Source organism: Micromonospora sp. CNZ299 (assembly GCF_002754415.1).
Window position 1 is genome coordinate 3,733,716 of sequence record NZ_PEFG01000001.1, and the last position, 13,162, is coordinate 3,746,877.

12 protein-coding genes are annotated in these 13,162 nt (G+C 71.1%); 10 read left to right on the top strand and 2 right to left on the bottom strand.

What is annotated here, in order from left to right; all coding sequences use genetic code 11:
- Nucleotides 1–6 precede the first annotated feature (6 nt).
- The 7 genes from CLT68_RS17465 to CLT68_RS17495 all read left to right on the top strand — a co-directional run bounded on the left by CLT68_RS17465 (nt 7) and on the right by CLT68_RS17495 (nt 7,802).
- Nucleotides 7–888 carry a branched-chain amino acid ABC transporter permease gene (locus CLT68_RS17465; protein ID WP_099852206.1) on the top strand — a complete coding sequence of 294 codons (882 nt, stop codon included), beginning with the start codon at nt 7–9 and terminating at the stop codon, nt 886–888.
- Nucleotides 885–1,904, top strand: a complete 1,020-nt coding sequence (locus tag CLT68_RS17470) for a branched-chain amino acid ABC transporter permease (RefSeq protein ID WP_099852207.1) — start codon at nt 885–887, stop codon at nt 1,902–1,904. The genes CLT68_RS17465 and CLT68_RS17470 overlap by 4 nt, the downstream gene beginning before the upstream one ends.
- Before the next feature lie 209 nt (nt 1,905–2,113).
- Nucleotides 2,114–3,424 (top strand): glycosyltransferase 87 family protein, encoded by a 1,311-nt coding sequence (locus tag CLT68_RS17475; protein WP_099852208.1) that lies wholly within the window; start codon nt 2,114–2,116, stop codon nt 3,422–3,424.
- 59 nt (nt 3,425–3,483) lie between these two features.
- On the top strand, nt 3,484–4,647 hold the full coding sequence (locus tag CLT68_RS17480) for an acyltransferase family protein (protein WP_486482211.1): 1,164 nt from the start codon (nt 3,484–3,486) through the stop codon (nt 4,645–4,647).
- Nucleotides 4,648–4,860: 213 nt separating this feature from the next.
- Nucleotides 4,861–5,532, top strand: coding sequence for a transcriptional regulator (locus tag CLT68_RS17485; protein ID WP_486482212.1), 672 nt, complete (start codon nt 4,861–4,863; stop codon nt 5,530–5,532).
- Nucleotides 5,533–5,613: 81 nt separating this feature from the next.
- Nucleotides 5,614–7,182, top strand: coding sequence for an MFS transporter (locus tag CLT68_RS17490; RefSeq protein ID WP_099852210.1), 1,569 nt, complete (start codon nt 5,614–5,616; stop codon nt 7,180–7,182).
- An 11-nt stretch (nt 7,183–7,193) separates the two neighbouring features.
- The gene (locus CLT68_RS17495) at nt 7,194–7,802 is read left to right on the top strand and encodes a TetR/AcrR family transcriptional regulator (RefSeq protein WP_099852211.1); all 609 of its coding nucleotides are present in this window, start codon (nt 7,194–7,196) and stop codon (nt 7,800–7,802) included.
- A 34-nt stretch (nt 7,803–7,836) separates the two neighbouring features.
- Here the strand turns inward: CLT68_RS17495 and CLT68_RS17500 are convergent, their stop codons facing one another.
- The gene (locus tag CLT68_RS17500; protein WP_088947408.1) at nt 7,837–9,756 is read right to left on the bottom strand and encodes a helix-turn-helix domain-containing protein; all 1,920 of its coding nucleotides are present in this window, start codon (nt 9,754–9,756) and stop codon (nt 7,837–7,839) included.
- 14 nt (nt 9,757–9,770) lie between these two features.
- On the bottom strand, nt 9,771–10,553 hold the full coding sequence (locus tag CLT68_RS17505) for a 3-hydroxybutyrate dehydrogenase (RefSeq protein WP_099852212.1): 783 nt from the start codon (nt 10,551–10,553) through the stop codon (nt 9,771–9,773).
- 361 nt (nt 10,554–10,914) lie between these two features.
- On the opposite strand from CLT68_RS17505, the gene ruvC reads away from it, so the two are divergent.
- The 3 genes from ruvC to ruvB are packed head-to-tail and all read left to right on the top strand — an operon-like array spanning nt 10,915 to nt 13,105.
- Nucleotides 10,915–11,442 (top strand): crossover junction endodeoxyribonuclease RuvC, encoded by a 528-nt coding sequence (gene ruvC, locus CLT68_RS17510; RefSeq protein WP_088947410.1) that lies wholly within the window; start codon nt 10,915–10,917, stop codon nt 11,440–11,442.
- Nucleotides 11,439–12,041: a Holliday junction branch migration protein RuvA gene (gene ruvA / locus CLT68_RS17515; RefSeq protein ID WP_099852214.1), complete on the top strand. Its 603-nt coding sequence runs from the start codon at nt 11,439–11,441 to the stop codon at nt 12,039–12,041. The genes ruvC and ruvA overlap by 4 nt, the downstream gene beginning before the upstream one ends.
- Nucleotides 12,038–13,105 (top strand): Holliday junction branch migration DNA helicase RuvB, encoded by a 1,068-nt coding sequence (ruvB, locus tag CLT68_RS17520; protein ID WP_099852215.1) that lies wholly within the window; start codon nt 12,038–12,040, stop codon nt 13,103–13,105. Before ruvA ends, ruvB begins: the two co-directional genes overlap by 4 nt.
- Nucleotides 13,106–13,162: the final 57 nt, after the last annotated feature.

The window sequence follows — 13,162 nt, forward strand, 5'->3', positions numbered from 1 at the left end:
CTCGCTGTGAGCGGCTTCGCGCAGAACACGTTCAACGGGTTGGTGAGCGGGGCGTTCTACGCCCTGCTCGCCCTCGGGCTCGCCGTCATCTTCGGCATGCTGCGGGTGGTCAACTTCGCGCACGGCGCGTTCTACATGCTCGGCGCGTTCGGGGCGTACGTGCTGCTCACCGAGGCGGGAGTGCCGTTCTGGGCGGCCCTGGTGATCATGCCGGTGGGGCTGGGACTGCTCGGCATGGCGCTGGAACGCGCCGTGATCCAGCGGCTGACCAGGCTCGACCCGCTCTACAACTTCCTGCTCACCTTCGGCCTGACGCTGATCCTCCAGGATCTGGTGAAGCTGCGCTACGGCGTGCAGTCCAGCCCGTACGAGACCCCGTCGCTGTTGAGCGGGTCGGTCAACTTCGGGCTCTTCGACTTCCCGACGTACCGGGTGTTCATCCTCGGTTTCGCGGTGCTGCTCTGCGTCGCGGTGTGGTGGGTGCTCACCCGTACCCGGATCGGGATGGTGGTTCGGGCGTCCACCGAGCGGCCCGACCTGACCCGCGCCTTCGGCATCGACGTCGGGCGGTGGGTGACACCGGTCTTCGGCTTCGGGATCGGGCTGGCCGGTCTCGCCGGCGTGCTGGCCGCACCGATGCGCGCGGTGAACCCGCTGATGGGGGCCGACCTGATCATCGTGGTGTTCGCGGTGGTCGTGATCGGCGGGCTGGGCTCGATCTTCGGTTCGGTCGCCGCCGGCTTCGGCATCGGCCTCGTGCAGGCGTGGGGTGAGGCGTACCTGTCGGCCTTCCCGATCGTCTCGCAGACCATCGTCTTCGTCGTGATGGCCGGCGTGCTGCTCTGGCGCCCGGCCGGCTTGTTCGGTCGTGAGGAGGCTCCCGCATGACCAGCACCGTGGACACTGCCGCCGCCGACGCGTCCCGCTCGACGCCGCCGTCCGGGCTGATCGCCGTGGCCCGGGCTCCCGGCTGGGTGCGGTACGCGCTGCTCGCCGTCGGGCTGGCCGTCGCGGCGTGGTTGCCCAACGGCCTCTACCCGGCGGTCGCGGTGGACATCCTCTGCTGGGCGCTGTTCGCCGTCGCGGTGGACCTGCTGCTCGGCTTTACCGGGCTGATGTCCTTCGGTCACGCCGCGTTCTGGGGCACCTCGGCGTACGTCACCGGCCTGGTGGCCATCCACGCGGGCCTGCCGTTCCCGCTCGCAGTGCTGGCCGGCGCCCTCGCCGCAGCCGTTCTGGCGGTGCCGATCGGATACCTCGCGGTCAAGCGGACCGGCATCTACTTCGCGATGGTGACCCTGGCGTTCGCGCAGATGGTCTACTACGTGGCCAACGAGTGGCGCTCGGTCACGCAGGGTGAGAACGGTCTCCAGGGGGTGCCCCGTTCGTTCTTCGGCCTGGATCTGACCGACGACTACTTCTTCTACTACGCAATCCTGCCGATCGTGCTGCTCGGGCTGGCCGCCGCCTGGCGGATCGTGCACTCGCCGTTCGGTCGGGTGCTGGTCGGCATCCGGGACAACCCGGCCCGGGCGCGGGCACTGGGCTACCCGGTACACCGCTACAAGCTCACCGCGTTCGTGCTCTCCGGGTTCATCGCCGGCCTCGGCGGCGGGCTGTTCGCTGTCGGCCACCGGTTCGTCTCGCTGGACGTGCTGCACTGGACCACCTCCGGCAAGGCGGTCATCGTTGTGGTGCTCGGTGGCATCGGCACCCTCTGGGGTGGGGTGCTCGGCGCGGGCGTCGTCGTCCGGCTGGAGGACTGGCTGTCGTTCTCCGGGTTCGAGGCGATCGGCCTGGTCACCGGTGGCATCTTCGTCCTGGTCGTGCTGCTGTTCCGGCGCGGCATCTGGGGGACCGTGGCCGACCTGGCCCGGCGCTGGGCCGTCACCCGCCGCAGATAACTCTGGCGGGCGTCGGTGGCCTGGGCGACGAGCCCGGGCCGCCGGCTCGGCCTCGTCGCCGCCAGGCCGGTTACGCGCTATTACCAGGGAGTTTGCCAGCCCCTCGGCCATCGATGCGACCGATCGTAACGTTCCGGCTACGGTAGCCGCCGAAGGCGCGGGGGGTCGTCACCCACAGGGGCGGCGACCCGACTACGATCCAGCCCACTATGACCATAGAGCGCATCCGCCGGCTCGCCACCGGCGTACCGGCCGATCATGCCCCGCAACCGCGGACCCCCCTGCCGAACTGGCTCCTCGTCCCGGGCCTGGCCCTGCTGGCCATCTCGCTCACGGCGTACGGCGCGTTCGTGCGCGACCGGCCGTTCCGCGGGACGGACTTCAACATGTACCTCGGGGCCGCCCACGCGTTCATCGATGGGCAGCCCGTCTACCAGCTCGGGTACACCACGCTGGCCCTTCCGTACACCTATCCGCCGATCACCCTGCCGTTCCTGACGCCGCTGACGCTGCTCGATCCGCGGACCGCGCTCACCGTCTTCAACATCGTGGGTATCGCGGCAATGCTCCTCGCTCTGTGGTTCACCACCAAGATGCTCGGCTACGAGGGCACCCCGGGCCGGCTCGGTCTCGTCGCCGCCGTCGGCGCGGTGCTGCTCTGGACCGAGCCGCTGCAGCGCAACCTCGACCTCGGCCAGATCAACATCTTCGTGATGCTGCTGGTCGTGGCGGACCTCGCCCTGCCCGGCCGGAGCCGGTTCAAGGGCGTCGGCATCGGCGTCGCGACCGCGACCAAGCTGCTGCCCGGACTCTTCGTGGTCTACCTGCTGCTCACCCGGCGAATCCGGGCCGCCATCGTCGCGACCGGCACCTTCGTCGGGCTCACGTTGCTGGGCGCGATCATCCAGCCGGGCGGCTCGTACGACTACTGGCTGACCGGGCGGGCGTTCGACTCGCACCGGGTGCTGATGTCCTCCGGCCCGCGTTACGGGGGCAACCAGTCCCTGCAGGGGTTCACCGCCCGACTGCTCGGGACCGACCAGCAGAACACCATCTGGTGGATGCTCTCCGTCGCCGTCGTGCTGGTCGGTGGCCTCGCCCTGGCCACCGCGCTCCAGCGGCACGGCGAGGAAGCGATGGGCATGCTCGTCGTCGGCTTCACCATGCTGCTCATCTCGCCCGTCAGTTGGTCGCACTACTGGATCTGGATCGGCCCGATGGCGGTGGTGTTGATCGACGTAGCGCGTCGCTCACGCGGCGCGGCACGTCTGATCGCCGGCGTCGTCGCGGTAGCCGCGATCGCACCGTTTCTCATGTGGCCGGGCCCCTACTATGGCGGACTTACCCCGCGCGGCCTGATCTGGCAGGCTAACCGGTTTGAGGGGCTGGCCCAGCGGTTCGCGGTTGATCCCTATGTGTCGACGACGCTGGTGCTCTTCGCGCTCGCCGTGTTGTGGCTGTACTGGCGGTCCCGTGCGGAACGGACGGTCCTGCCGGCCGTCGGCACCGCAAACCCGTGATCAATCAATTCCCTACGGCGACAGCGGCTCGGAACCGCCGCGAACACCAGGAGACGTCGATGACGCAGGCGATGGACGAGCACGCGGTCGCAGCGCAGACCACCGAGCCGATGCAGGCCGGCCAACGCGCGGACCTGCCCCGGCAGGACGGCGTGGAGGCGCCGGCCGTCGAGCGGGCAACGGGCGGGCGGCGGCCGCGCCTGCTGGTCCTCGACGGACTGCGCCTTGGCGCTGCGCTCATGGTCGTCGCGTACCACCTCGTCGGTGACAAGATCGGTGTTTGGCAGCCCTCCGCCGCGTCCCATTTCGGGCTGCTGCACTCCGTCTCCCAGTACGGCTTCCTCGGCGTGCAGCTCTTCTTCATCATCAGCGGCTTCGTCATCTGCATGAGCGCCTGGGGACGCTCCGTCGGTGACTTCTTCGTCTCCCGCGTCGTCCGGCTCTACCCCGCCTACTGGTTCGCCGTCCTGGTGACCGCCGCCGTGCTCGTGGCCGTGCCGAGGGGTGTCGACCTCAAGCTCCGCGAAGTGGTGGGCAACCTGACGATGATGCAGGAGTTCCTCGGCATCCGGCACCTCGACCTGTCGTACTGGACGCTCACCGTCGAGATGATCTTCTACCTCCTTTTCGCCATCCTCGTGGCGCGCGGCCTGACCTACCGCGGTGTGGTCGCCTTCTGCGCCATCTGGACCGTCGCCTCGCTGGTCGTGCCCAAGTTCGGCAGCCCGTGGTTCAGCGCCGTCGTGGCGGCCGGCTACTCCAGCTACTTCATCGCGGGCATCGCCCTCTACCTCATCTACCGCTTCGGCCCGAACCTGCTGCTGTGGTCGATCATCGGCCTCTCCTGGCTGATCGCGATCACCCGGCTGCCCAGCCTGGCCCAGGCCCGCGACGTCGCCTTCGCGCCGACGGCCGTCATCGTGACGGCCTTCGTCGTGGTGATGGCGGCGGTCGCTCTCAACTTCTTCTCCTGGGTGAAGTGGGGCTGGGTCGCGACGGCCGGTGCCATGACCTACCCGCTGTACCTCATTCACCAGACGGTCGGGCTCGCCGTCATCGACCGGCTCCAGGACCACCTGTCGCCGTGGTTGCTGATCACTACGCTGATCGCCGGCCTGCTCATCGCCGCCTGGCTGATCCACCGGTTCGTCGAACGGCCCGCCGCTCGCTGGATGAAGCGGCAGCTCAACGACTCGATGCGCCAACTGCGGACCACTCGCTGACATCGGGGCCCGCTCTTTGAGCTGCTTCAGACCCTTCTGGAACGCCTTGACGTTGGCGGTCTGTTCGTCGTCAACCTGGGTGGCCTGGGGCAGCGTCGCCGCGCTGGCCCATCGGCTGGCGGCCCGTCGCCGGTAAATCTCACGACGGCGCATCCGCCGCGCGCCGTTTCAGCGAACCCCCGGGTAGGGAACGTCTACCCGGGGGTGCGTCTGGTGCTGATCGAGCCGATGCCGGCCGAGGCCGTGGAGATCGCGCACAAGCAGGTGTCGCTGGCTGCCGAGGACCTGGACGGCAACGCCGTCGCGACGCTGGTGCTGGAGTTGGCCGAGGCCTGGGGCGTGCCGGCGTTCTGGGAGCAGGTCTGTCGTCCGTTGCTGGCCGGGCTGTCGGGGCGTACCGCCGCCGAGGTGGTCGTCGAGCACGCCCTCAGCGAGGGTGTCCGGGTCGGGCTGGACGTCTACCGCCGGGAGCCGGGCCGGTCGCTGCCGACCGGTGGCGTGCTGCTGGCCGGTGCCGAGAAGGAGGCGCACAGTCTCGGCCTCCAGGCGCTGGCCGCCGCGCTGCGCGAGCAGGGCCGCGGGTGTCTGAATCTCGGCCCGGCGCTGCCCTGGTCGGCGCTGACCAGCGCGGTGTACCGGGCACGGCCGCACACCGTCGTGCTCTGGTCGCAGACGCCGGTCACCGGCCGCGCGTACCGTCTGGTCCGCTTCGCCCGGGAGTTCGCACGCCTGCGGGTGTACGGCGCGGGGCCGGGTTGGATCGAGCCGCTCACCGCGCCGGTGGCGCATCTGGACTCGCTGCCGAGGGCCGTCACCGCCTGCCTCGCGGGCGTTCCCGGGCGTGACGCCCACCACATACGATACGGATCGGTGCCGTATCGTTAATGCGCGTCGTAGGCTGACCCGCGTTACGAGTCTGACCCGTATCGTATTGCGTCGCGGGGAAAGCGTGGGGGGAAACCAGGCATGGAGCTGCACAACAACACGGGCCACCCGAGGAGGTGGGCGATCCTCGGGGTGCTGGTGATCAGCCTCCTCGTGGTCGTCCTCGACAACACGATCCTCAACGTCGCCCTGCGCACGCTGGCCGACCCGGTGCACGGCCTCGGCGCCACCCAGGGCGAGCTGGAGTGGTCCATCAACTCCTACACGCTGGTCTTCGCCGGGCTGCTGTTCACCTTCGGGGTGCTCGGCGACCGCGCCGGCCGCAAGCGCTTCCTGATGATCGGTCTGGTGCTGTTCGGCCTGGCGTCGCTGCTCTCCGCGTACGCCCAGAGCCCCGGCCAGCTCATCGCGGCCCGCGCCCTGATGGGGGTCGGCGGCGCGGCCATCATGCCGGTGACGCTGTCGATCATCTCCAACGTCTTCGACCCGCGTGAGCGTGGTCGGGCCATCGGTGTCTGGGCCGGAGCGGTCGGTCTCGCCGTGGCCATCGGCCCGATCCTCGGCGGCGCGCTGCTGGAGCACTTCTGGTGGGGTTCGGTCTTCCTGATCAACGTGCCGGTGGTCGTCGCCGGCGTGATCCTGGTGGCGCTGCTGGTCCCCGAGTCGCGTGACCCGCGGCCGGGCCGGGTCGACGTGCTCGGTGTGCTGCTCTCCGTGGTGGGCCTGGTCGCCCTCTCCTACGGCATCATCGACGGCGGCGAACACGGCTTCGGTCGCCCGGTGGCCTGGGGCTCGATCCTGGTCGGCATCGCGGTGCTGGCCTGGTTCGTGCAGCACGAGCGGCGCAGCGACCACCCGTCGCTGGACGTCCGGCTGTTCAAGGTGCCCCGCTTCGCCGCGCCGGTCGCCATCGTCGGCCTGGTGTTCTTCGCCGCGATGGGCTCGATGTTCTTCGGCTCGTTCTACCTGCAACTGGTGCGGGGCTACAGCCCGCTGCAGACCGGTCTGCTCTTCCTGCCCTTCGCCGCCGCCCAGATGGTCTTCGCACCGCGCAGCGCCGCGATGGTCCGCCGCTACGGCGGCCGGGCCGTCGCCACCGTCGGGTTGGCGCTGACCGTGGTGTCACTCGCCGCGTTCGTGTTCATCGGCGCCTCCACCCCGATCTGGATCGTGCTGGTCGCCTTCCTCATCCAGGGCGCCGGGATGGCCAACATCATGCCGCCCGCCACCGAATCGATCATGTCGGCGCTGCCCCGGGAGAAGGCCGGCGTGGGCTCGGCGGTCAGCAACACCGTCCGCCAGGTCGCCGGTGCGCTCGGTGTGGCGATCCTCGGCTCGGTGCTCTCCGCCGTCTACCGCAGCGACATCGGTGACGCACTGACCGGCCTGCCCACGCAGGCCCGCGACACGGCCAACGAGTCGATCTCCGGGGCGTACGCGGCGGCGGGCCAGCTCGGCCCGGACGCGCCGGCGCTGATCTCGGCGGCCAACGACGCCTTCGTCACCGCCATGCACTGGGCGGCCGGGCTCTCCGCGGTGATCGCCGCACTGGGGGTCATCGTGGTGCTGCGCTGGATGCCGGGTCGGGAGGACACCAGCGTCGCCCCTGTGGCGCCGGTCGCCGAGCCCGAGTTGGCCGGCACGGCGTAGGTGCGGGAAGAATGCCGGACATGATGTCCACTGCCGATGCTCCGCGGTCGCCCGGGCGACCGCGGAGCATCCGCGCCGACGAGGCGATCATCGAAGCGACCCTCGACCTGCTCGCCGAGGGCAGCACCATCGAGGCGCTGTCGATCGAGGCGATCGCCGCCCGGGCCGGGGTCGGCAAGGCCACCATCTACCGCCGCTGGGCCGGCAAGGACGCCCTCCTGCTGGACGCGCTACGGCGACTCAAGGGCGTCATGGCGCAGCCGGCCGGGCACTCCGTCCGCGACGACCTGGTGCTGCTGGTGGGCGCGATCGGCAAGAACGTCGACCCGCGTGCGGCGAAGATCATGCCCTGTCTGGTGCCCGCGGTGAACCGCAGCGCGGACCAGTTCCAGCTCTACCAGAACATCATCGGGCCCCGACGGCAGCTCATGCGCGAGGTGCTGCGGCGCGGCATCGCCGAGGGGGTGCTCCGGGCCGACATCGACGTCGAGGTGACGATGGCGCTGCTCACCGGGCCGATGCTGATCCAACGGGTGCTTCAGTGGAACCCGGACCTGGACGAGCAGACCCTCCCCGAGCGGGTCGTCGACGCCGTGCTGGAGGGCATTCAGGTCCGCTGAACCGGCCGCGAGCCCGCCCGCTGGCCGGTCCTGGTCAGCCGGCCGGTGCGCGCAGCCGGTGCAGGCGCAGCGCGAGCTGCACCTCCAACGCCCGCTCGGGCCGCTGCCAGTCGGCGCCGAGCAGTTGCCCGACCCGCTCCAACCGCTGGGTGACCGTGTTGACGTGCACGTGCAACTGCTCGGCGGCCCGGGCCAGGCTGCCACCCACCCCGAAGTACGCCTCCAGCGTCTTCACCAGAGCCGTGCCCCGCCGGGCGTCGTAGTCGACCACCGGCCCGACGGTCGTGGCGAGGAACTGGGTCACGTCCTTTTCACCCCGATCGCCGACCGTGCCCAGCAGCAACCCGACGAAGCCCAGCTCCGCGGTGCTCGCACCCTGCCCGTCGCGACCCAGAGCGCCCAACGCCGTCAGGCACCGATCCGCCTCGTGGAAGGTGGCGGCCAGCGCCGCCGGCCCGTTCGACGGACCACTCGCCCCGGCGGTCACCGGCCGGCCGGTCACCCGGGACAGGTCCCGCGCGACCGCGCGAGCGCTGCCACCGGCGTCCAGCCCCGGCAGCATCAGCACCACCCGGCCGTCCCGCGCCGCGGCCAGCCCGCTGCGCGCCGAGGCGTACGTGGTGGCCCAGGAGAGCACCCGCTGCCTCGCCGAGCCGGTCGCGGCGATCGCGTCGTCGCCCACCGCCACCAGCACGTGCGGCGCGTCCAGGTCGACCCCGAGGCGGCGGGCCCGACTGCGCAACGCGTCGGTGTCCCGCAACGGGCGGGCGATCAGGTCGTCCAGCAGCTCACCCCGGACCCGCCCCTCCGCCTCGGCGACCGTACGGCGGAACAACAGCAGTAGCGCGGTCACCAGCGCGGCCCGCTCCAGGATCCGCTGGTCGGCGTCGACCAACTCGTCGTCCGGACGCAGCACCAGGGCACCCAGGTTCTCCGCGCCGGCCACCACCGCCGCGTACCAGAGTGGGCTGCGGCGCACGCTGCGCCCCTCGGTGCGCGACGCCGCGACCGCCTCCACGATGTCCGCCCGGTCCGGCTCGTCGATCTCACCCACCCGGGCCAGCAGGCGGCCCTCGGCGTCCAGTGCCAGCAGCGCACCGCCCAGCACCTCGGTCACCGCCGCCGCCACGTCCTCCACACCGCCGCCGCGCAGCACCAGCGCCGTCATCCGGTCGTGCGCCGCCGCGGCCCGCTCCACCGAGCTGCTGTGGGCCCGGATGGTGGTGTTCGCCGCCGACAGCTCGCCCAGCGCCGAGCGCGTCTCGGTCAGCAGCCGGGCGGTGTCGATCGCCACCGCCGCGTGCGCGGCGAGCGAGACCAGCAGCGCCACCTCCTCCCGGACGAACGGCCGGGCCGAACGGTTGGCCGCGTAGAGCACGCCGATCGAGGTGGAGCCGAGCCGCAGCGGCACCCCGAGGATCGCCACCAGCCCCTCCTCCCCGACCCCGGCGTCGATCTCACCGGTGTGGTGGAAGCGCGCGTCCTCGCCGTAGTTCGCTGTGACGTACGGGGCCCCGGACTGGGCCACCAACCCACCGAGGCCGGCACCCATCGGCAGGCGCAGCCGCTGGAAACGGGCCGAAACCGACCCGTCAGTCACCCGCATGTAGGTGTCGCCGCGCTCGTCGTCGTTGAGCGTCATGTAGGCCACGTCCGCGCCGAGCAGGTTGCGGGCCCGGTGCACGATCGCCCGCAACACGTCGTCCAGGTCGCGTAGCCCGGCCAGGTCACTGACCGTGTCGTACAGGCCGGACAGCTCGGTCTCGCGCCGGCGCCGGCGCTCCAGCAGCGCGCGGACCCGCAACGCCACCGACTTGGCCTGCTCCAGCTCGGCCAGCTTGTCGGGCGGCAGCCCGGCAGCACGCGCGGCCACCAACGGTCCCTCGAACTCGACAGCGGCGGCCTCCCGCGCGAGCAGTTCCAGGAACTCCACCGGCGAAGACATGGTCGACATTGTGCTCGGGCCCACTAGTTGGCCGTCCAGCCCCCGTCGAGGGCGATCGACGCGCCGGTGATGAAGGCCGCCGGCGGCGAGCAGAGGTACGCCATCAGCTCGGCGACCTCCTCCGGTTCGATCAGTCGCTTGATCGCGGCCCGGGCCAGCATGATCTTCTCGATCACCTCGGTCTCGTCGATGCCGTGGCTGGCCGCCTGGTCGGCGATCTGGCTCTCCACCAGCGCCGTGCGGACGTACGCCGGGTTGATGCAGTTGGCGGTCACCCCGTGCGCGGCGCCCTCCAGCGCGACCACCTTCGACAGCCCCTCCAGAGCGTGCTTGGCCGAGACGTAGGCCGCCTTGTACGGCGACGCGCGCAGCCCGTGCACCGAGGAGATGTTGACGATGCGACCCCAGCCCCGGGCGTACATGTGCGGCAGCGCCCGGCGGATCAGCAGGAACGGCGCCTCCACCATCACCCGCTGGATGTACTCGAAGCGCTCGACGGGAAAGTCCTGCACCGGCGCGACGTGCTGGAGCCCGGCGTTGTTGACCACGATGTCCACGTCCACGTCGAGGCGGTCCACCGCCGCGGCGTCGGACAGGTCCACGCCCTCGGCCCGGCCGCCAGCCTCGGCCGCGACCGCCTTGGCCGCCTCCAGGTTGCGGTCCACCACGAGCACCTTGGCACCGGCCGCGCCCAGCCGCAGGGCGCACGCCCGCCCGATGCCGCTGCCGCCCCCGGTAACCAGGGCGGTCCGACCGGCGAGGTCGACCTGTACGACGTGGGGGACCGCCACGGGTTCTGCCGTCATGGCGCAAGAAGTTACGAGCTGTGTGCTCCCCGGCACATGGGCCAGCGACACATACTCCGGCGCAAAGCTGTGTGGCATCACCCGCCCCCGCCCCCGCCACCCACTCCCGGCCCGCCGGCGGGCACGGTGTTCATCGTCGAGATCCGCGCAATATCAGGGATATTGCTGTCTCTCGCGCGTCGGAGGCAGCAACATCCGGGAAGTTGCGTAGATCTTGGCGTGGGCGTGGGCGTGGGCGTGGGCCTGGGCGTGGGCGGTGACGCCGGGGCGGGTGCGGAGGGCGTGTCCCGTGGGGCTGGTGGGAACGGCGCCGGTTAGGGTGTCGAACACACGTACTGCTGACGGCTGGGAAGGGGGCGGCGTGCGGGTGCTGGGTGTGGACCCGGGGTTGACCCGGTGTGGGGTGGGCGTGGTCGAGGGTGTGCCGGGCCGGCCCTGCACTCTCATCGCCTACTACGTGGTCTACACCGACCCGGCCGACGACCTGTCGCTGCGCCTGCTGCACCTGGATCAGTCGCTGACCAAGCTGGTCGCCGAGCACCAGCCGGAGAGCGTCGCCGTCGAGCGGGTGTTCAGCCAGCACAACGTGCGCACGGTGATGGGCACCGCGCAGGCCAGCGGCATCGCGGTGCTGGCGGGGGCGCGTGCCGGGCTGCCGGTGCAGACGTACACGCCGAGCGAGGTGAAGGCGGCCGTGACCGGGTCCGGTCAGGCCGACAAGGCGCAGATGACCGCCATGGTGACCCGACTGTTGCGGCTGGCCGAGCCACCAAAGCCGGCCGACGCCGCCGACGCGCTGGCCCTGGCCATCTGCCACGTGTGGCGCGGCGGCACCCGCTCCAAGCTGGCCGCGGCGGCCGACCGGGTACGACGAGGAGGAGCACGATGATCGCCAGCGTGCGCGGCACGGTGACCGCGACGGGTCCGGACCAGGCCGTTATCGAGGTCGGCGGTGTCGGTCTCGCCGTGCACTGCGCTCCCGGCACGCTCGCCGAGCTGCGGGTCGGTCAGGTCGCCCGCCTCGCGACCAGCCTGATCGTGCGGGAAGACTCGCTGACCCTCTACGGCTTCGCCGACGACGACGCCAAGTCGCTGTTCGAGCTGCTCCAGACCGCCAGCGGGGTGGGTCCGCGACTGGCCCAGGCGGTGCTGGCCGTGCACACCCCGGACGCGGTGCGCAAGGCGATCGCCAACGCCGACACGGCGGCGCTGACCCGGGTGCCCGGGATCGGCAAGAAGGGCGCCGAGCGCCTGGTGCTGGAGCTGCGCGACCGGATCGGCCCGGTGTCGATCGGCGCCGACGGCGTGGGCGGGGTGACCGCTGGTGCCTGGCCCGACCAGGTCCGGCAGGCGCTCGTCGGGCTGGGCTGGTCCGCCGGTCAAGCTGATCAGGCGGTGGCCGCCGTGGCGGAGACCATCGACGGCCCGACGCCGCCGGTGCCGGTCCTGCTCAAGCAGGCCATCCGCCTGCTGGGCCGCACCCGATGAGCGAGATCGACGGGCTTGTCTCGGCGTACGTGAGCGACGCGGAACGGGACGCGGAGGCCACGGTACGGCCGAAGCGGCTGGCCGAGTTCATCGCCCAGGACCGGGTGCGCGATCAGCTCGACCTGTTGTTGCAGGGCGCGATGCGGCGGGGGTCACCACCGGACCACATTCTGCTCTCCGGCCCACCGGGGCTGGGCAAGACGAGTCTGGCCAACATCGTCGCCGCGGAGCTGGGCGCGGGCATCCGGGTGACCAGCGGTCCGGCGATCGAGCGTTCCGGTGATCTGGCGGCCATCCTGACCAGCCTCGCCGAGGGCGATGTGCTCTTCATCGACGAGATCCACCGCATCGCGCGGCCGGCTGAGGAGCTGCTCTACAGCGCGATGGAGGACTTCCGGGTCGACGTGGTGGTCGGCAAGGGTCCGGGGGCGACGGCGATCCCGCTGGACGTCGAGCCGTTCACCCTGGTCGGGGCGACGACGCGTTCGGGCCTGTTGACCGGGCCGATGCGGGACCGGTTCGGTTTCGTCGCGCACCTGGACTTCTACGCCCCAGCGGATCTGGAGACGCTGCTGCACCGCTCGGCGCGGATTCTCGGTGTGCCGATCACCCCCGAGGGCGCGACCGAGATCGCCGGTCGGTCCCGGGGCACGCCCCGGATCGCCAACCGGCTGCTGCGCCGGGTCCGCGACTACGCGGAGGTGCGAGCCCACGGGGTGGTCGATCTCGACACCGCCCGGGCGGCCCTGATCGTGTACGACGTGGACGCGCTCGGCCTGGACCGGCTGGACCGGGCGGTGCTGACCGCGCTGGTCGACTCGTTCCGGGGTGGCCCGGTGGGTCTGTCCACCCTCGCTGTGGCGGTGGGGGAGCAGCCGGACACGGTCGAGGAGGTCTGCGAGCCGTTCCTGGTCCGTGCCGGCCTGTTGGCCCGTACGCCTCGGGGCCGGGTGGCGACTGAGGGAGCTTGGCGGCATCTGGGGCGTACCCCACCGAATGGTACATTTGGTATGGATAGCCCGCCCGCGCCCGATCTGTTCTCCTTGGACGCCGATCAGCCGTGATGTGAACGTGATCTGTGCCGCATTCGGCGTTCTCAGGTGCAGGGTTTAGACTTCGCC